This window comes from Comamonas flocculans (assembly GCF_007954405.1).
GTDB lineage: Bacteria > Pseudomonadota > Gammaproteobacteria > Burkholderiales > Burkholderiaceae_C > Comamonas_C > Comamonas_C flocculans.
Genome location: NZ_CP042344.1, coordinates 300,398 through 316,962 on the forward strand (window position 1 = coordinate 300,398; position 16,565 = coordinate 316,962).

Consider the following 16,565-nt stretch of genomic DNA (forward strand, 5'->3'; position numbering starts at 1 on the left):
TCCTAGTGGTAGTCCACGATTTCGACCCGATGCACACCGTCGTCGTGCCACGCAAAGCAGACTCGCCACTGGCCGTTGATGCGGATGCTGTGCTGCCCCTGACGATCACCTTTCAAGGCTTCAACCGCAGCTCCGCCGCCCTGGCATGCGCCTGCAAGCCTTCGCCGCGCGCCAGCACGCTGGCGGTGCGGCCCAGGGTTTGGGCGCCCTGCTCGCTCACTTCGATGAGGCTGGTGCGTTTCTGAAAGTCGTACACGCCCAGCGGGCTGGAGAAGCGCGCGGTGCCGCTGGTGGGCAGCACGTGGTTGGGGCCGGCGCAGTAGTCGCCCAGCGATTCGGTGGTGAAGGCGCCCAGGAAGATGGCGCCGGCGTGGCGCAGCAGCGGCTCCCAGCGGTGGGGTTCGCTGCTGGAGATTTCCAGGTGCTCGGGGGCGATGCGGTTGCTGATTTCGCAGGCTTCTTCCATGCTGCGCGTGTGGATGAGCGCGCCGCGGCCCGACAGGCTTTTGGCGATGATCTCGGCACGCGGCAATTCAGGCAGCAGGCGGTTCATGGCCTGGGCCACCTGGTCGATGTAGGCGGCGTCGGGGCACAGCAGGATGGCCTGGGCCAGTTCGTCGTGCTCGGCCTGGCTGAAGAGGTCCATGGCCACCCAGTCGGGCGGGGTGCTGCCGTCGGCCAGCACCAGGATTTCGCTGGGGCCGGCGATCATGTCGATGCCGACCTGGCCAAACACGCGCTTCTTGGCGCTGGCGACGTAGGCGTTGCCGGGGCCGGTGATCTTGTCCACCTTGGGGACGGTGGCGGTGCCGTGGGCCAGTGCGGCCACGGCCTGGGCGCCGCCTATGGTGAAGCCGCGCGTGACGCCCGCAAGGTATGCGGCGGCCAGCACCAGCGGGTTCTTGTCGCCGCCGGGGGTGGGCACCATCATGATGATTTCGGGCACGCCCGCGACCTGCGCGGGGATGGCGTTCATCAGGACGCTGCTGGGGTAGGCGGCCTTGCCGCCGGGCACGTAGATGCCCACGCGGTCCAGCGGCGTGACTTTCTGGCCCAGCAGGGTGCCGTCTTCGTCGCGGTAGCTCCAGCTTTGGCCGCAGGCTTTTTTCTGCGCCTCGTGGTAGCTGCGCACGCGCCGGGCGGCGGCGGTGAGGGCTTCACGCTGGGCGGCGCTCAATCCGTCGTGCGCGGCTTGCAGTTCTGCTTGAGTCAGCTCCAGTTCGGCGACGCTGGCAGCCTGCAGCCGGTCAAAGCGCGCGGTGTATTCCAGCACGGCCGCATCGCCGCGCTCGGCCACCTGGGCCAGGATGTCGGCCACGCGCTGCTCGATGGCGGCGTCCTGCTCGGCAGACCAGTGCAGGCGGGCGGCAAAATCTTGCTCGAATGTGGCTGAAACCGTTGACAGGCGGGCGGGAGCAGCTAGCAATTTCATGGTTTTTCGATAGATTCCATTGTGGAATGTGGCCACCCATCCCAGCCGTCGTCTTGCTCCGCTGGAGGGATGGCGGTCAACACCTCGGCCAGTGAACGGCGGTGCGGTGCACCGGCCACTTGCGATGTCTGATCACCCAACGCAGCCGACCGCTTGCCAGACTGCACACGGATAAAGGTCTGCATGGCTTCGCGCAGCAATGTCACCCTATCCGTGCCCGGACCGGCCAGTTTCAGTGCCTGCTGGTACAACCCGTCGTCGATCGTGACCGTGATACGCATGGCGGGCTCCAAGACTGTTCAAATAGAAAGCAAGGCCATTTTCGCAGGAGCGGATTCAGCCGCGAACCGCTCTCGTGCCGTCTTGTTTTGCATCCACGGCCGTATCTCAGTCCGCTCCCACCGCCCCTGCAAACGCCTCGATGATGCGCTTGATGCGCGCCTGCTTGAGCTTGAACGCGGCCTGGTTGACCACGAGGTGGCTGCTGATGTCCATGATGCGCTCGACCTCGACGAGCTGGTTGGCCTTGAGCGTGTTGCCGGTGGAGACGAGGTCGACGATGGCGTCGGCCAGGCCGGTGAGCGGGGCCAGTTCCATGCTGCCGTAGAGCTTGATGAGGTCGGCATGCATGCCCTTGCCGGCAAAGAAGTTGCGCGCGATGGTGGGGTATTTGGTGGCCACGCGCAGGCGTGCGCCCTGGTGCACGGCCTGCTGGTAATCAAAGTCGGTGCGCACGGCCACGCCGACGTGGCATTGGGCGATGCGCAGGTCCAGCGGGCGAAACAGGCCTTGGCCGCCATGCTCGATCAGGTTGTCCTTGCCGGCCACGCCCAGGTCGGCGCCGCCGTATTCCACGTAGGTGGGCACGTCGGTGGCGCGCACCAGCACCACGCGCACGTCGGCCTGGTTGGTGGGCAGGATGAGCTTGCGGGTTTTTTCCGGGTCTTCCAGCACCTCGATGCCGGCGGTGGCCAGCAGCGGCAGGGTTTCGTCGAAGATGCGGCCCTTGGACAGCGCCAGCGTGATCTGCTGCGTCATTGGATTCTCTCGATGTCCGCGCCCAGCTGGCGCAGCTTGTCTTCCATCGCGTCGTAGCCGCGGTCCAGGTGGTAGATGCGGTCCACCACGGTTTCGCCCTCGGCCACGAGGCCGGCGATCACCAGGCTGGCGGAGGCGCGCAAATCGGTGGCCATGACGGTGGCGCCGGTCAGGCGCGCGCCGCCCGCCACGGTGGCCACGCGGCCGTCGACCATGATCTCGGCGCCCAGGCGCATCAGCTCCTGCACGTGCATGAAGCGGTTTTCAAAGATGGTTTCGGTCACCGTGGTGCTGCCCTGCGCCACCAGGTTGAGCGCCATGAACTGCGCCTGCATGTCGGTGGGAAAACCCGGGTATTCCATGGTGCGAAAGCCCTGCGCCACCAGGGCTGCGCCGCCGGGGCTCTGCACGCGCAGGCCGTCTGCCCCGGGCGTGAGGGTGACGCCGGCGCTGCGCAGTTTGTCGGCCAGCGCCTCCATGTGGTCCAGGCGCGCATGCTCGAGCAGCACGTCGCCGCCGGTGGCGGCCACGGCGCAGGCGAAGGTGCCCGCTTCGATGCGGTCGGCCACCACCTGGTGGGTGCAGCCGGCCAACCGCGCCACGCCCTGGATGCGGATGCTGCTGCTGCCGTGGCCTTCGATGCGCGCGCCCATGGCGATGAGCATCTCGGCCAGGTCGCTGACCTCGGGCTCCTGGGCGGCGTTTTCCAGCACGGTTTCGCCCTCGGCCAGGCAGGCGGCCATCATGAGGTTTTCGGTGCCGGTGACGGTGATCATGTCGGTGGTGATGCGCGCACCCCTGAGGCGCTTTTGCCCCTCGGGCAGGCGCGCGACGATGTCGCCGTGCTCCACCTCGATCAGCGCGCCCATGGCGCTCAGGCCCTTGATGTGCTGGTCCACCGGCCGCGCGCCGATGGCGCAGCCGCCGGGCAGCGACACCCGGGCACGGCCGAAGCGCGCCAGCAGCGGACCCAGGGCCAGCACCGAGGCGCGCATGGTCTTGACCAGCGCGTAGGGTGCCTCCGGGCGCAGGGTGTCGGGCGCTGCGAAGCTCATGCCGCCGCGCTCGCCATGCGTGGTGCTCACCACGCCCATGTGGTCGAGCAACTGGCGCATGGTGCGCACGTCGTGCAGGCGCGGGACGTTGACCAGGTGCACCGGCTCGTGCGTGAGCAGCGCCGCGCACATCTGGGGCAAGGCGGCGTTCTTGGCGCCGGAGATGGTCACGCGGCCGTCGAGCCGGCGTCCGCCACGGATCAGGAGCTTGTCCATCGAATAAGAGTCAAATCGGGCTCTAACGCTTGCCCATCAAGCGCCAATAGCTATCAAAAGGTGAATTTCCCCTCCCCCTTTGGGGGAGGGTTGGGGTGGGGGCCGCCCGGACCGCAATCAGCGCACTGCGTGGGACAAGCCCCAAGCCCCCATCCCGGCCTTCCCCCGGCGGGGCAAGGAGCAAGAGAGCGGCGCCGGGCGGCAGCATGGCTCACACCGCCTGCTGCTGCGCCTGCTCCCACTCGGCCGGCGTGAAGGTCTTCATGGACAAGGCATGCAGCGCCTCGCTGTCCATGTGCGCGCGCACCGCGCCATAGACCAGCTGGTGGCGCTGGATGGGGCGCTTGCCCTCGAACGCGGGGGAGACCACCAGCGCAAACCAGTGGTGTCCGTCGCCGTCCACCTGCAGGTGCTCGCAGGCCAGGTGCTCGGCGATGAGTTGCCGGATGTCGTCAGCGGTCATGGGCACACCTTTGCGGAAAACAGAAAAATCAGTTGCGGATCTTGTAGCCGACGGCCAGCAGGCGCAGCGTCAGCGCGCTCACCAGCACCCAGGCCAGGCCCACCACGGCCAGGCTCACCCAGGGGGAGATGTCGCTCATGCCGAAGAAGCCGTAGCGAAAGCCGTCGACCATGTAGAAGAAGGGGTTGAGCTGGCTCACGCCCTGCCAGAAGGGCGGCAGGGTGTCTATCGAATAGAACACGCCCGAAAGAAAGGTCATGGGCACGATGACGAAGTTCTGGAAGGTGGCCATGTGGTCGAACTTGTCGGCCCACAGGCCCGCGATGACCCCCAGCGCGCCCAGCAGGCCCGCGCCCAGCACGGCAAACGCCAGGCTCCACAGCGGCTGGACGAAGCCCGGCTGGGCATAGAACAGCGTGACGACGAACACGCCCAGCCCCACCACCAGCCCGCGCACCACGGACGAGCCCACGTAGGCGGTGAACCACGCCCAGTGCGACAGCGGCGTGAGCTGGATGAACACCAGGTTGCCCATGATCTTGCTCTGCACCAGGCTGGAGGCGCTGTTGGCGAACGAGTTCTGCAGGATGCTCATCATCACCAGCCCCGGCACGAGGAAGGCGGTGTAGCTGAGCTGTCCGTACACCTGCAGCCGGTCTTCCAGCACGTGGCCGAAGATCAGCAGGTAGAGCATGGAGGTGACCACCGGCGCCACCACGGTCTGGAAGGCCACCTTCCAAAAGCGCAGCAGCTCCTTCCTGAACAGCGTGGGCCAGCCGCTCATGCGCCCTCCTGCGCGGCTTCGTCCTGGGCCGATTCCATGACATGGATGAAGACGTCCTCCAGGTCGGGCTTGCGGATTTCCACGTCCTCCACGCGCACGCCGGCGCCGCGCAGCACGCCCAGGTGCTGCTCGATCTCCTGCGCGCTGCCGGCCGGCAGCTGCGCCACCCGGCCCGTCACGCGCGCGAGCTGCGCCAGCGCGGGCGGCAGCGCGTCGTCGGTCTTGAAGCGCAGCACGCTGGTGGAGGCCTGGGACAGCAGCTCCGACGTATTGGCCAGCGCCACCACGTGTCCGTGCTTGAGCATGGCAAGGCGCGTGCACAGCGCCTCGGCCTCTTCCAGATAGTGGGTGGTGAGCAGCACCGCATGGCCCTGCCTGTTGAGTTGCGCGACGAACTGCCACAGGGTCTGGCGCAGTTCCACGTCCACGCCGGCAGTGGGCTCGTCCAGCACGATGACCGGCGGCTTGTGCACCAGCGCCTGCGCCACCAGCACGCGCCGCTTCATGCCGCCCGAGAGCTGGCGCATGTTGGCGTCCGCCTTGTCGGCCAGGCCCAGGTGCTCCAGCAGCTCGTCGATCCAGGCGTCGTTGCGCCTGAGGCCGAAGTAGCCCGACTGCAGGCGCAGTGTCTCGCGCACGCTGAAGAAAGGGTCGTAGACCAGCTCCTGCGGCACCACGCCCAGCAGCTGGCGGGCGGCGGCGTAGTCGCCGTGCACGTCATGCCCCATGACGCTGACCTTGCCGCTGCTGGCGCGCGCCAGCCCCGCGAGGATGCTGATCAGGGTGGTCTTGCCCGCGCCGTTGGGGCCCAGCAGGCCGAAGAATTCGCCCTCCTGGATCTCGAAACTCACCCCCGACAGGGCGTGAAACGGCCCATGCGGCGTGGAAAAGGTCTTGGAGACGGACTGAAAGGTAACGGCGGCCATAGGGAACCGGGCATTCTAGTCGGCGCCGTCTTCCCTGTCCTGCCCCTGACTTTCGGCGGTGCCCGGGGAGCGCGCCTCAGGCGGCGGCTGGCGCCAGCAGTTCCTGCACGCCGTACAGGCCCGCCAGATCGAGCAGGGGCTGGGGCATCGCCCGGGTGGCCAGCTGCTTGCCGTCGTACAGCGCGGCGCGCCGGCATTCGAGCAGCACGGCAAGGGCGGAGCTGTCAAAGACCGACAGCGCCGCGCAATCGACCAGCACCTGGCTGCCCTGTTCGGCCTTGAGGCCCTGCAGCAGCAGCTGTAGACAGGCGCCCGCCTTGGCGTGGGTGAGCGTGGAAGGCAGCACCAGCATGGCGCAGCACCGCTAGCGCGCGGGCGCGTTGGCCTGGTTGCGCGCCACCAGCGCCTCGATCAGGCCGTCCACGCCGCGGGCGTTGATCTCGGCGGCGAACTGGCTGCGGTAGGTTTCCACCAGCCATACGCCCATGATGTTGATGTTGTAGATCTTCCAGTCCTCGCCCGCCTTCTGCGCCAGGCGGTAGTCCAGCTCGATGGGGTCGCCCCGGCCGCGCACCTCGGTGCGTACCAGCACGTCCTTGTCGCCCTCGGCGGCGCGAAACGGCTTGACGGCGATGCGCAGGTTGGACACCTCAGAGAGCGCGCCCGCGTAGGTGCGCACCAGCAGCTGCTTGAACTCGTCCTGCAGGCGCTGCTGCTGCTCGGGCGTGGCGCGGCGCCAACCCGGGCCGACGGCGGCGGCCGTCATGCGCTTGAAGTCCAGGTGCGGCAGGATGATCCTGTCCACCAGCGCAACGATCTTGTGCACGTCGCCGGCCTTGATGGCCGCGTCCTTGCCGACGGCATCGAGCACCTCGTTGGACAGGCGCTCGATCATGGCATTCGGCGCCTCGGTCGCGGCCAGCGCCCAGGGCAGATGCCCGGCCAGCACGGCGGCGGCGCCGGCGGCGCGCAGACAGCCGCGCCGGTTCAAGGAGTCAAAGCAAAAAACCGTCATTCATCTTCCTCCGGCAACCTGCCGTCGCTGTCCGCGGCGTTGCGGCCGGATTGCCGCTCGCGCGCACCGAGGTAGAGGTCGCGGGTAAAAGTGTAGGGGTCCAGCGCCGCCGCGTCCCGCACCGCCGTGGCGCCGAGAAAGGCGGCACGCCGGTCGGCGAAGCGCAGCACGTACAGGCCGTTGCGCGTGCGCACCGGGCGCGCATGCCAGGCCAGGTCGCCCCAGGTATCGGCGGGCAGCGCGGCCGTGTCGCGCAGCGTGGACGGGCCCAGCAGCGGCAGCACCAGATAAGGGCCGCTGGGTATGCCCCAGCGCGCCAGCGTCAGGCCGAAGTCCTGCTTGTGGCGCTCTATGCCCGCCTCGCTGGCCACGTCGAACACGCCGCCGATGCCGATGAAGGAATTGATGCCGAAGCGCGCCAGGCTGTCGGCGGCCGCCCTGCCCTGGCCTTGCAGCACGTTGTTCACGAAGGACCAGAGGTCGGCGAGGTTGGCAAAGAAGTTGCCCACGCCCGTGCGCACCGGTCGAGGCAAGGCCTCCTTGTAGAGCGTGGCAGCGGGCGTAAGCAAGATGGTGTCAACCCCGTCGTTGAACTCGCTCATCGCCCGGTTGTAGGGCTCGAGCGGATCTTGCGGATGGGCGCCCGGCCCGGTGGCGCAGCCGGCCAGGGCCAGCAGCAGCCCCGCCGTCAGCGCCAGCAGCATGGCCCGCAGGCCGGGGCTTGCATGGTGAGAGGTGGTCATTTCTTGTTGTTGGCAGGGGCCGGCGGGGCGGCGTTGTCCTGCGCCTTGCCGTAGAGGAACTGCCCTATGAGGTTTTCAAGCACCACCGCCGACTGGGTGGCGGTGACGGTGTCGCCATCGGCCAGGTTCTGCTCGTCGGCGCCCGGCTCGATGCCGATGTACTGGTCGCCCAGCAGGCCGCTGGTGAGGATCTTGAGCGAGCTGTCCTTGGGAAACTGGAAGTGCCGGTCCATCTCCAGCGTCACGCGCGCCTGGTAGGTGGTGTCGTCGAAGGTGATGGCGCGCACCCGCCCGACGACCACGCCCGCGCCGCGCACCGCCGCCTTGGGCTTGAGGCCGCCGATGTTGTCAAAGCGCGCGCTGATGCGATAGCCCTGCTGCCAGTTGAGGTTGAGCAGGTTGGCCGACTGCAGCGCCAGGAACACCAGCGCGGCCAGGCCCAGCATCACGAACAGGCCCACCCAGACATCGTTTTTGGATCGTTCCATTGCGCCTCCTACAAGCTGAACATCAAGGCGGTGAGGATGAAATCGAGCGCCAGCACCGCCAGCGACGCGATCACCACGGTGCGCGTGGTCGCGCGCGCCACGCCTTCGGGCGTGGGCTTGGCCGCGTAGCCCTGCAGCACCGCGGTGAACGTCACCGCGACGCCGAACACCAGGCTCTTGACCACGCCGTTGCCCACGTCCTTGAACACGTCCACGCCGCCTTGCATCTGGCCCCAGAACGCGCCGCCGTCCACCCCTATCATCACCACGCCGACCAGCCAGCCGCCCAGCACCCCGACGGCGCTGAACACCGCCGCCAGCACCGGCATGGCAATCACGCCACCCCAGAAGCGCGGCGCCAGAATGCGCTGCACCGGGTCCACCGCCATCAGTTCCATGGCCGACAGCTGCTCGCCCGCGCGCATCAGGCCGATTTCGGCCGTCAGGGAGGTGCCGGCGCGCCCGGCGAACAGCAGCGCGGTGACCACCGGGCCGAGCTCGCGCACCAGGCTGAGCGTGACCATCAGGCCGAGCGAGGTCTCCGAACCGTAGAGCTGCAGCACGTTGTAGCCCTGCAGCGCCAGCACGAAGCCGACGAACAGGCCCGACAGCGCAATGATGGCCAGCGAATGGTTGCCCAGGAAGTGCACCTGGTCGCGCAGCAGCGCCGGGCGGCGCAGCGCCGGGCCAAGCAAGGCCAGCAGCCGCACGAACAGGCGCGCGCCCAGGCCGATGTCCGCCAGGCGGCTGCGCAGCGCCAGGCCCACGTCCGCGGGGCGCCACCAGCTCACCGTCGGCCTCCGGCCTCACGGGCCACGCCAAAGTCCTGCGCCATGCTGGGTCCCGGGTAGTGAAACGGTACGGGGCCCACAGGCAGGGCATGCACGAACTGGTGCACCAGCGGGTTGTCGCTGGTGCGCACCTCTCCGGGCGTGCCCTGGGCCGCGACATCGCCTTCGCCCAGGATGACGACATGGTCGGCCAGAGCGAAGGTTTCCTGCAGGTTGTGCGACACCAGCACCGTGGTCAGCCCCATGGCATCGTTGAGCCGGCGGATCAGCTGCGCCGCAATGCCCATGGAGATGGGATCGAGCCCGGCAAAGGGCTCGTCGTACATGACCAGCTCGGGGTCGAGCGCGATCGCGCGCGCCAGCGCCACGCGCCGCGCCATGCCGCCCGAGATCTGGCTGGGCATCAGGTCGCGCGCACCGCGCAGGCCCACCGCATGCAGCTTCATCAGGACGATGTCGCGCACCAGTGCCGGGCTCAGGTCGGTGTGCTCGCGCAGCGGAAAGGCGACGTTGTCGAACACGCTCAGGTCGGTGAACAGCGCGCCGAACTGAAACAGCATGCCCATGCGCCGGCGCAAGGCATAGAGCGCCGGCAGTTCGAGCGCGCCGACGTCCTGGCCGTCGACCAGCACCTGCCCCTGCTGCGCCCGGTGCTGCCCGCCGATCAGGCGCAGCACCGTGGTCTTGCCACCGCCCGAGGCGCCCATGATGGCCGTGACCTTGCCGCGCGGCACCACCAGCGACAGGTCGCGCAGCACCGCGCGCGCGCCATACCCGAAGGTGACGTTGCGCAGCTGCACTAGGGGTTCGGACATCGGGGCTACTCGAAGGCGCCTGCGCGGCCAGCGCGGGCAAAGGGATCAATGATAAATGCAGCGCCAAATGCCCGCCGCGCGGCCTGCGCGCCCGGGCTGGAATAAACATATGGCATGCAACTATAATTGCCGGTTCCGTTTTGCACTGCAAGGCTTGGGCATCACCGCTTGCTGCCGGGTTTGGCAGACCAGGCGCGCAATGCCCGCCAGCTGTCCTTGCCACCCAGGAAAGGTCATCCCACGATGGATCAAGCTGTCGTCGCACGCCCCCCTTCACGCCCGGCCCACCGGCTGGCCACCGGTCTGCACCTGATAGGCGACCTTTATGGTTGCGAGTGTGATTCCAGGCTGATGTACGACGCGGCTTACCTGGAAGAATTCTGCAAGCAGCAGGTGGCCGATGCCGGGCTGACCTCGGTCGGCTCGCTGTTTCACGGCTTTGGCGAGGACGGCGGCGTCACCGGCGTGGTGGTGCTGGCCGAATCGCACCTGTCCATCCACACCTGGCCCGAATCGGGCTACGTGACGCTGGACGTCTACGTCTGCAACTACACCGAAAACAACCGCCCCAAGGCACAAAAGCTGTTTGACAGCCTGCAAGCCGCGTTCAACCCGAGCGAACCTCGGCTGCATCGCGTCGACCGGGCATGACGGGCGCCGCGGCGGGCGCGCGCCAGGCCGTGGCGGAGCGGCTGAACGCGCACTTCGGCTTCTACCTCACCCACTGCGAGCTGCTGGCGCAAAGCCGCTCCGAATGGCAGCACATCGAGATCTTCGAACACCCGCAGTTCGGGCGGGTGATGCGCATCGACGGCTGCTTCATGACCAGCGAGCGCGACGAATTTTTCTACCATGAGCCCATGGTGCACCTGCCGGCGATCGCGCACCCCGGCGTGCGCCATGCGCTGGTGGTCGGTGGCGGCGACGGCGGCGCGGCCGAAGAATTGCTCAAGCTCCCCGGCATCGAGCAGGTGACGCTGTGCGAGCTCGATGATGAAGTTGTGCGCATGGCGCGCGAGTGGCTGCCGTCCATCCATCGCGGCGCGCTCGACGACCGGCGACTGCGCCTGCAGCTCGGTGACGCACGCATCTTCATGCAGGCCACCGAGGAGCGGTTCGACCAGATCGTGCTCGATCTGACCGACCCCTTCGGCCCGGCGGTGGAGCTGTACACGGTGCAGTTCTACCAGACCTGCCAGCGCATCCTGCAGCCCGGCGGCGTGATCTCGCTGCACCTGGGCTCGCCCATCCACCTGCAGGAGAGCCTGCAGCGCATCCACGCCTCGCTCAAGGCGGTGTTCCCCATCGTGCGGCCCTACCTGCAGTACGTGCCGCTGTACGGCACGCTGTGGTGCATGGCCATGGCCTCGGACACCTCCGATCCGGCCGCGCTCACGCCGGCGCAGGTGGACGCGCGCCTGCGGGTGCGCGGCATCGGCCGGCTGCAGCTGTACAACGGTCAGACCCACCAGGCGCTGCTGGCCCAGCCCAACTTCCTGGCCGAGCTGCTGCGCCAGCGCGCGGCGCCGCTGCACAGCGGCCAGCAGCTCGGCGACGTGCACGACCCGGCCGATCTGCCGCCCATCACCATCATCGAAGGCTGAGACAGGCCGGCGCGCCCGGCGCCGCCGCGGGCGCGCAACACTGCCCGGCTGGATGGCGAAGGCCATCGGTACGGAAGCCGCGCATGGCTGAGCACTTCTTCTCCCTCACCAGGAAAGATCGACGCTAAGCGCTCGAACACGGGCGCGCTGAAAGCGGCCGCCCGGTCATCTGCTCGAAAAGGACGTGTGGGTGGTGTGGACGCTGCGCGCCCTGTTCAGCCCGCCACTGTCGGCCGACTTGACTTTCAAGGGCGGCACGTCGCTGTCCAAGGTCTACACGGTCATCGACCGCTTCTCCGAAGACCTCGACCTGACCTGCGACATCCGCAAGCTGATCCCGGATCTGTCATGGGTGGCTCCATGAAGGCGACGACGACGAGAAGTCGCCCGCCTGGCTCCGTATCTGCATCATGGAGCCATGGAGCCGCCACGCCACCCAACTTCGAGCAACACCAGACAACAAAATAGCCCCGATCTCATGGGAGAACAGGACTTTCTTGCCGCCCGGAACATCGGGGCAAAACGAGATTACATGTGATCGATCATCACCTGGCCAAAACCCGAGCAGCTGACCTGCTTCGCGCCCTCCATCAGGCGGGCGAAGTCGTAGGTCACGCGCTTGCTCAGGATGGCCTTTTCCATCGCACTCAGAATCAGGTCCGCGGCCTCGACCCAGCCCATGTGGCGCAGCATCATCTCGGCGCTCAGGATCTCCGAACCCGGGTTGACGTAGTCCTTGCCCGCGTACTTGGGCGCCGTGCCATGCGTGGCCTCGAAGCAGGCCACCGAGTCGCTCATGTTCGCCCCCGGAGCGATGCCTATGCCGCCAACCTGCGCCGCCAGCGCGTCGCTGATGTAGTCGCCGTTGAGGTTGAGCGTGGCGATCACGCTGTATTCGGCCGGGCGCAGCAGGATCTGCTGCAGGAAGGCGTCGGCAATCGCGTCCTTGACGACGATGTCCTTGCCGGTCTTCGGGTTCCTGAACTTGCACCAGGGGCCGCCATCGATTGGCTCGGCACCGAATTCGCGCTGGGCCAGCGCATAGCCCCAGTCGCGAAACCCGCCCTCGGTGTACTTCATGATGTTGCCCTTGTGCACCAGCGTCACGTTGGGCTTGTCGTTGTCTATCGCGTACTGGATGGCCTTGCGCACCAGGCGCTCGGTCCCTTCGACGGACACCGGCTTGACGCCCACGCCCGAGGTCTGCGGAAAGCGGATCTTGGTCACGCCCATCTCGCCCTGCAGGAAGCGGATGAGCTTTTGCGCCTGCTCGCTGCGCGCGGGCCATTCGATGCCGGCGTAAATGTCCTCCGAGTTCTCCCGGAAGATCACCATGTTGACCTTCTCGGGCGCCTTGACCGGGCTGGGCACGCCCCGGAAATACTGCACCGGGCGCAGGCAGACGTAGAGGTCCAGCTCCTGGCGCAGCGCCACGTTGAGCGAGCGTATGCCGCCCCCCACCGGCGTGGTCAGCGGCCCCTTGATGGAGACCACGTAGTCCTTGAGCGCCACCAGCGTCTCTTCGGGCAGCCAGACGTCGGGACCGTAGACGCGCGTGGCCTTCTCGCCTGCATACACCTCCATCCAGTGGATCCTGCGTCGGCCGTCGTAGGCCTTGGCCACGGCCGCATCCACCACCTTGATCATCACCGGCGTGATGTCCACTCCGGTGCCGTCGCCTTCGATGAAGGGAATGACGGGCTCATCGGGCACCACAAGCGACATGTCGGCGTTGACGGTGATCTTGCTGCCCTGCGCGGGCACCTGGATGTGCTGGAAACTGCTCATGCGCGTGCTTCTCCCCCTTGTGAGCGCGAAACCCGTGACCGGGCCCGCGCGACGCACAAGGTCGCGCTGGCCCGGAACGCGTCAAATTCTAGTGAAGAAAACCCTGCGCGCCGTCAACCCCGGCGCGAGCGCGGCCGTTCAAGCTTGCGCAACGCGGCGTCTCGCGCTGCACTTTGCAACCAGGACATCAGCACCATGAAACAAGTTTTCGCGCTCCTCGCTTCCAGCCTCATCGCCTTTGGCGCCGCCGCCCAGAACCAGACCGCGCCCACCGAGCCCGTGGCACCTTCCGCCGCCGCTGCACCGCTCGCCCCTGCTGCAACAGCGCCTGCGGATACTGCGGCGCCCAAGGCCAAGACCCGGAAGGCGGCCAAGGCCCACAGGAAGGCTGCCAAGAAGCAGGCCAAGCGCCCTGCCAAGAGGGCTGCCAAATCCGCCGCCTGACGCAGCGCCGCGTCCGCCCCGCCGCGGGTCGGGCGAGCAAAGCCCGCAACGTATGATCCTTGCGGGCTTTTTTACGGGTCGCTCCATGTTTGCCACCGCTTCGCGTCTTCTCTGTCTATTGGCCGGCTTCGCCCTGGCCGCCCTCGCGTCGGCGCAGTCGGGGCAGCAGCCGCAGACTTCGCTCACGCGCGTGGCCTTGCAGGCCGGCATCCACCGCATCGATGCCCAGGTCGCTGCAACCGCGCAGCAGCGCCAGATCGGACTGATGCACAGGCGCCAGATGCCCGAACACGAGGGCATGCTCTTCGTCTTCGAAGAAGCGGGCGTGCAGTGCTTCTGGATGAAGGACACGCTGCTGCCGCTGACGGCCGCGTTCATCGCCGACGACGGGCGCATCGTGAACCTTGCGGACATGCAGCCGCAGACCGAGGACGCGCACTGCTCGACCAGGCCGGTGCGCTACGTGCTGGAGATGAACCAGGGCTGGTTCGCCCGCAAGGGACTGGCGAGCGGCAGCCGTCTCTCAGGGCCGCCGTTTGATGGCCGCTGAAGCGCCAGCGCGCTTCAGTCGTGCACGACCAGCACCGGCACCCGCACGACGCCCAGCACCCGCTGGGTGACGCTGCCCAGCACCAGCTTTTCCAGCCCGCGGCGGCCGTGCGAACCCATGACCACCAGGTCGGCACCGGTGCTCTTGCAGGTATTGAGCACGCCGTCATGCACCGTGTGGCCCTCGCCGACCACGGTGTTGACCCGGGCCACACCGGTCTTTTCCACCAGCGCGCGCGCGGCGTCCAGTGCCGCATTCGCTTCGGCGTTGGCGGCGGTCAGATACTGCGCCTGGCCATAGGCAAAGTCCGCGCCGACCCCGGTAAACGGGTAAGGGTCGATCACGTACAGCAGCGTCACTTCGCTGGCGAACGCCTGAGCCAGCGCGGCGGCGCGTGCAACCGCATTCATCGAGGTGTCGGAACCATCGACCGGAACCAGAATGTGCTTGAACATGGGGTGCTCCTTTCGCGGCCGGCGGCCGCAGTCGTTGCGCTTGATGATTATTGACCATCCTCGCCCAGGAAATGCCCGCGCCGGCAGGTCAGCACCAGGGTATCGCGCCAGCCGAAATCACCCGTGGGCTGGATCGGCGTGGTCTCGTGGATCATGCGCGCATCGTCGAGCAGCAGCACCGACCATGGCTCGCTCAGCGTGAAGCGCTGGCCCGCCGGGCCCTGCGCCTCGAAGATGCGCGTCTCCCCGCCCTTGATGCGCTCGCGCGCCACCAGAAAGACGGCCACCAGGTCCACGCCATCGCGGTGCGCGCCCTCGGGCGTGGGGCGGCCCAGGCCGCCGGCGGTGTCGATGCGAAACTGGTGCGCCTCCACACACCAGCGCGCGGGCGCCGCCTCCGGCGGCAACCAGGCCTTTTGCGCCAGCGCGGCCAGCGCCTGCAGCAGCCGGTGCCACTGCACCAGCGCCACGGTCGCGTCGAGCATGGGGGCAAACCAGCGCAACATGCCGCCGTGCAACGCGTTGTATTCGACCGGCTGCCAGTGCGCGCGGTGCGGCACCTGCATGCTCAGACCCCCCTGCACCACGAAGCAGGAATGGCGCCGGCGACGGTAGCGCCCGGCGTCCTTGAGGTAGGCGTCGGGCGGCAGATCGTCCCAGTCGGGCTGCAGCGCGGCCAGGTCGGCAAGAGGCAGATGCAGCCAGCGGGCGACGTCGCAGGGCGCAAGCACGGCATAGCCGCGCTCGCGCAAGCGGCGCGCAAGCGCCGTGGCCGGAGCGTAAGGGGGTGAAAAATCGGTGACCGCCATGGCGCCAGAGCTTACGGCAAGGCGGGGCGGCCCGATGCGCATCAACGACAATCGAGCGTCTTTCCGAGGTTTCCCCGCCGCCCGCCGGTGGCGCGAGCGGGGGACTGTTTTGCCGCCGTTGATTCTTTGCCCGACATGAATATCGTCATCCTGGATGATTACCAGGACACCGTACGCAAGCTGCGCTGCGCAGAGCGCCTGGCCCACCACTCGGCCAAGGTGTACACCAATACCGTCAAAGGCCTGGGCCAGCTGTCCGTGCGCCTGCGCGACGCAGAGGTCATCGTGCTGATACGCGAGCGCACCCACATCAGCCGTCCGCTGATCGAAAAACTGCCGCGGCTCAAGTTCATCGCCCAGACCGGCCGCGTCGGCCCGCACATCGACCTGGCCGCCTGCACCGAGCGCGGCATTGCGGTGGCCGAAGGCAGCAGCTCTCCGGTGGCGCCGGCGGAGCTGACCTGGGCGCTGCTGATGGCGGCCATGCGCCGCCTGCCGCACTACATCGCCAACCTCAAGCACGGCGCGTGGCAGCAGGCAGGGCTGCGTTCGGCGTCGATGCCGCCCAACTTCGCCCTCGGCCAGGTGCTGCGCGGGCGCACCCTGGGCATCTGGGGCTATGGCCAGATCGGCCAGATCGTGGCCGGCTACGCACGCGCCTTCGGCATGAACGTGCGCGTCTGGGGCAGCGAGGCCTCGCGCACCCGCGCATTGGCAGACGGCTACCAGGCGGCGGGCACCCGCGCCGAGTTCTTCGAGCAGTGCGACGTGGTCTCCCTGCACCTGCGGCTCACGCCCGAGACCCTGCACCAGATCACGCTGGAAGACCTGTCGCTGATGAAGCCCACCGCGGTACTCGTGAACACCGCGCGCGCCGAACTGCTGCAGCCCGACGCATTGATCGCCGCGCTCAACCGCGGGCGCCCCGGCATGGCCGCGATCGACGTGTTCGAGAGCGAACCCATCCTGCAGGGCCATGCGCTGCTGCGCCTGGAAAACTGCATCTGCACGCCGCACATCGGCTACGTCGAGCAGGACAACTACGAGCTGTACTTCGGGGCGGCGTTCGACAACGTGGTCAACTACATCAAGGGCACGCCCACCAATGTCGTCAACCCCGGCGCGCTGCAGATGCGCCGCTGAACCCGG

21 protein-coding genes and 2 pseudogenes are annotated in these 16,565 nt (G+C 67.8%); 6 read left to right on the plus strand and 17 right to left on the minus strand.

Going from position 1 to position 16,565, the window contains the following annotated elements:
• Positions 1-2: 2 nt before the first annotated feature.
• The 14 genes and pseudogenes from FOZ74_RS01525 to FOZ74_RS01590 all read right to left on the minus strand — a co-directional run.
• Positions 3-134 (minus strand): annotated as a pseudogene (locus tag FOZ74_RS01525) (type II toxin-antitoxin system RelE/ParE family toxin); the annotation flags it as partial.
• Entirely contained in the window at positions 113-1,432 is a 1,320-nt protein-coding gene (gene hisD, locus FOZ74_RS01530; RefSeq protein WP_146911361.1) for a histidinol dehydrogenase, read from the minus strand. The pseudogene FOZ74_RS01525 and the gene hisD, both read right to left, overlap by 22 nt.
• Entirely contained in the window at positions 1,429-1,713 is a 285-nt protein-coding gene (locus tag FOZ74_RS16500; protein ID WP_146911363.1) for a type II toxin-antitoxin system VapB family antitoxin, read from the minus strand. The genes hisD and FOZ74_RS16500 overlap by 4 nt, the downstream gene beginning before the upstream one ends.
• Positions 1,714-1,819: 106 nt before the next feature.
• On the minus strand, positions 1,820-2,470 hold the full coding sequence (hisG, locus tag FOZ74_RS01540; protein ID WP_146911365.1) for an ATP phosphoribosyltransferase: 651 nt from the start codon (positions 2,468-2,470) through the stop codon (positions 1,820-1,822).
• Positions 2,467-3,741, minus strand: coding sequence for a UDP-N-acetylglucosamine 1-carboxyvinyltransferase (gene murA / locus FOZ74_RS01545; RefSeq protein WP_146911366.1), 1,275 nt, complete (start codon positions 3,739-3,741; stop codon positions 2,467-2,469). Before murA ends, hisG begins: the two co-directional genes overlap by 4 nt.
• Positions 3,742-3,952: 211 nt before the next feature.
• Entirely contained in the window at positions 3,953-4,204 is a 252-nt protein-coding gene (locus tag FOZ74_RS01550) for a BolA family protein (protein WP_370625880.1), read from the minus strand.
• A 28-nt stretch (positions 4,205-4,232) separates the two neighbouring features.
• Positions 4,233-4,988, minus strand: a complete 756-nt coding sequence (locus tag FOZ74_RS01555; protein WP_146911370.1) for an ABC transporter permease — start codon at positions 4,986-4,988, stop codon at positions 4,233-4,235.
• A complete protein-coding gene (locus FOZ74_RS01560) occupies positions 4,985-5,914 on the minus strand; it encodes an ABC transporter ATP-binding protein (protein ID WP_146911372.1) in 930 nt (309 codons plus the stop codon). Before FOZ74_RS01560 ends, FOZ74_RS01555 begins: the two co-directional genes overlap by 4 nt.
• Positions 5,915-5,990: 76 nt before the next feature.
• On the minus strand, positions 5,991-6,266 hold the full coding sequence (locus tag FOZ74_RS01565) for an STAS domain-containing protein (protein ID WP_146911374.1): 276 nt from the start codon (positions 6,264-6,266) through the stop codon (positions 5,991-5,993).
• 12 nt (positions 6,267-6,278) lie between these two features.
• The gene (locus FOZ74_RS01570; RefSeq protein WP_146911375.1) at positions 6,279-6,929 is read right to left on the minus strand and encodes an MlaC/ttg2D family ABC transporter substrate-binding protein; all 651 of its coding nucleotides are present in this window, start codon (positions 6,927-6,929) and stop codon (positions 6,279-6,281) included.
• Complete coding sequence (locus tag FOZ74_RS01575; protein WP_370625879.1) at positions 6,926-7,672, minus strand: MlaA family lipoprotein; 747 nt, start codon at positions 7,670-7,672, stop codon at positions 6,926-6,928. Before FOZ74_RS01575 ends, FOZ74_RS01570 begins: the two co-directional genes overlap by 4 nt.
• Positions 7,669-8,160, minus strand: coding sequence for an outer membrane lipid asymmetry maintenance protein MlaD (mlaD, locus tag FOZ74_RS01580; RefSeq protein ID WP_146911377.1), 492 nt, complete (start codon positions 8,158-8,160; stop codon positions 7,669-7,671). The genes FOZ74_RS01575 and mlaD overlap by 4 nt, the downstream gene beginning before the upstream one ends.
• An 8-nt stretch (positions 8,161-8,168) precedes the next feature.
• Entirely contained in the window at positions 8,169-8,951 is a 783-nt protein-coding gene (gene mlaE / locus FOZ74_RS01585) for a lipid asymmetry maintenance ABC transporter permease subunit MlaE (protein WP_146911379.1), read from the minus strand.
• On the minus strand, positions 8,948-9,766 hold the full coding sequence (locus tag FOZ74_RS01590; protein WP_146911381.1) for an ABC transporter ATP-binding protein: 819 nt from the start codon (positions 9,764-9,766) through the stop codon (positions 8,948-8,950). Before FOZ74_RS01590 ends, mlaE begins: the two co-directional genes overlap by 4 nt.
• 243 nt (positions 9,767-10,009) lie before the next feature.
• On the opposite strand from FOZ74_RS01590, the gene speD reads away from it, so the two are divergent.
• The 3 genes and pseudogenes from speD to FOZ74_RS01605 all read left to right on the plus strand — a co-directional run.
• Positions 10,010-10,417, plus strand: coding sequence for an adenosylmethionine decarboxylase (gene speD, locus FOZ74_RS01595; protein ID WP_146911383.1), 408 nt, complete (start codon positions 10,010-10,012; stop codon positions 10,415-10,417).
• Positions 10,414-11,370, plus strand: coding sequence for a polyamine aminopropyltransferase (gene speE / locus FOZ74_RS01600; protein WP_146911385.1), 957 nt, complete (start codon positions 10,414-10,416; stop codon positions 11,368-11,370). The genes speD and speE overlap by 4 nt, the downstream gene beginning before the upstream one ends.
• Before the next feature lie 83 nt (positions 11,371-11,453).
• Positions 11,454-11,716, plus strand: a pseudogene (locus FOZ74_RS01605) (nucleotidyl transferase AbiEii/AbiGii toxin family protein); the annotation flags it as partial.
• Between the two features lie 182 nt (positions 11,717-11,898).
• On the opposite strand, the gene icd reads toward FOZ74_RS01605, so the two are convergent.
• Positions 11,899-13,158 (minus strand): NADP-dependent isocitrate dehydrogenase, encoded by a 1,260-nt coding sequence (icd, locus tag FOZ74_RS01610; RefSeq protein WP_146911386.1) that lies wholly within the window; start codon positions 13,156-13,158, stop codon positions 11,899-11,901.
• A gap of 195 nt (positions 13,159-13,353) precedes the next feature.
• On the opposite strand from icd, the gene FOZ74_RS01615 reads away from it, so the two are divergent.
• Together FOZ74_RS01615 and FOZ74_RS01620 are read left to right on the plus strand one after the other, a co-directional pair.
• Positions 13,354-13,602, plus strand: coding sequence for a hypothetical protein (locus tag FOZ74_RS01615; protein ID WP_146911388.1), 249 nt, complete (start codon positions 13,354-13,356; stop codon positions 13,600-13,602).
• 85 nt (positions 13,603-13,687) lie between these two features.
• Positions 13,688-14,152: a DUF192 domain-containing protein gene (locus tag FOZ74_RS01620; RefSeq protein WP_146911390.1), complete on the plus strand. Its 465-nt coding sequence runs from the start codon at positions 13,688-13,690 to the stop codon at positions 14,150-14,152.
• 14 nt (positions 14,153-14,166) lie between these two features.
• On the opposite strand, the gene FOZ74_RS01625 is transcribed toward FOZ74_RS01620, so the two are convergent.
• Together FOZ74_RS01625 and FOZ74_RS01630 are read right to left on the minus strand one after the other, a co-directional pair.
• The gene (locus FOZ74_RS01625) at positions 14,167-14,607 is read right to left on the minus strand and encodes a universal stress protein (RefSeq protein WP_146911392.1); all 441 of its coding nucleotides are present in this window, start codon (positions 14,605-14,607) and stop codon (positions 14,167-14,169) included.
• A 47-nt stretch (positions 14,608-14,654) separates the two neighbouring features.
• Positions 14,655-15,416: a 2OG-Fe dioxygenase family protein gene (locus tag FOZ74_RS01630; RefSeq protein ID WP_146911394.1), complete on the minus strand. Its 762-nt coding sequence runs from the start codon at positions 15,414-15,416 to the stop codon at positions 14,655-14,657.
• A 135-nt stretch (positions 15,417-15,551) separates the two neighbouring features.
• On the opposite strand from FOZ74_RS01630, the gene FOZ74_RS01635 reads away from it, so the two are divergent.
• On the plus strand, positions 15,552-16,559 hold the full coding sequence (locus FOZ74_RS01635; RefSeq protein WP_146911395.1) for a D-2-hydroxyacid dehydrogenase family protein: 1,008 nt from the start codon (positions 15,552-15,554) through the stop codon (positions 16,557-16,559).
• Positions 16,560-16,565 lie beyond the last annotated feature (6 nt).

Bases quoted from the DNA above. Each gene is read 5' to 3' on its own strand.
- FOZ74_RS01630 (WP_146911394.1), bottom strand. From the start codon at position 15,416: ATGGCGGTCACCGATTTTTCACCCCCTTACGCTCCGGCCACGGCGCTT.
- FOZ74_RS01625 (WP_146911392.1), bottom strand. From the start codon at position 14,607: ATGTTCAAGCACATTCTGGTTCCGGTCGATGGTTCCGACACCTCGATG.
- hisG (WP_146911365.1), bottom strand. From the start codon at position 2,470: ATGACGCAGCAGATCACGCTGGCGCTGTCCAAGGGCCGCATCTTCGAC.
- FOZ74_RS01615 (WP_146911388.1), top strand. From the start codon at position 13,354: ATGAAACAAGTTTTCGCGCTCCTCGCTTCCAGCCTCATCGCCTTTGGC.
- FOZ74_RS01555 (WP_146911370.1), bottom strand. From the start codon at position 4,988: ATGAGCGGCTGGCCCACGCTGTTCAGGAAGGAGCTGCTGCGCTTTTGG.
- FOZ74_RS01575 (WP_370625879.1), bottom strand. From the start codon at position 7,672: ATGACCACCTCTCACCATGCAAGCCCCGGCCTGCGGGCCATGCTGCTG.
- FOZ74_RS01550 (WP_370625880.1), bottom strand. From the start codon at position 4,204: ATGACCGCTGACGACATCCGGCAACTCATCGCCGAGCACCTGGCCTGC.
- hisD (WP_146911361.1), bottom strand. From the start codon at position 1,432: ATGAAATTGCTAGCTGCTCCCGCCCGCCTGTCAACGGTTTCAGCCACA.
- FOZ74_RS01635 (WP_146911395.1), top strand. From the start codon at position 15,552: ATGAATATCGTCATCCTGGATGATTACCAGGACACCGTACGCAAGCTG.
- FOZ74_RS01570 (WP_146911375.1), bottom strand. From the start codon at position 6,929: ATGACGGTTTTTTGCTTTGACTCCTTGAACCGGCGCGGCTGTCTGCGC.
- murA (WP_146911366.1), bottom strand. From the start codon at position 3,741: ATGGACAAGCTCCTGATCCGTGGCGGACGCCGGCTCGACGGCCGCGTG.
- FOZ74_RS01565 (WP_146911374.1), bottom strand. From the start codon at position 6,266: ATGCTGGTGCTGCCTTCCACGCTCACCCACGCCAAGGCGGGCGCCTGT.
- icd (WP_146911386.1), bottom strand. From the start codon at position 13,158: ATGAGCAGTTTCCAGCACATCCAGGTGCCCGCGCAGGGCAGCAAGATC.
- speE (WP_146911385.1), top strand. From the start codon at position 10,414: ATGACGGGCGCCGCGGCGGGCGCGCGCCAGGCCGTGGCGGAGCGGCTG.
- FOZ74_RS01560 (WP_146911372.1), bottom strand. From the start codon at position 5,914: ATGGCCGCCGTTACCTTTCAGTCCGTCTCCAAGACCTTTTCCACGCCG.
- FOZ74_RS16500 (WP_146911363.1), bottom strand. From the start codon at position 1,713: ATGCGTATCACGGTCACGATCGACGACGGGTTGTACCAGCAGGCACTG.
- speD (WP_146911383.1), top strand. From the start codon at position 10,010: ATGGATCAAGCTGTCGTCGCACGCCCCCCTTCACGCCCGGCCCACCGG.
- FOZ74_RS01620 (WP_146911390.1), top strand. From the start codon at position 13,688: ATGTTTGCCACCGCTTCGCGTCTTCTCTGTCTATTGGCCGGCTTCGCC.
- mlaD (WP_146911377.1), bottom strand. From the start codon at position 8,160: ATGGAACGATCCAAAAACGATGTCTGGGTGGGCCTGTTCGTGATGCTG.
- FOZ74_RS01590 (WP_146911381.1), bottom strand. From the start codon at position 9,766: ATGTCCGAACCCCTAGTGCAGCTGCGCAACGTCACCTTCGGGTATGGC.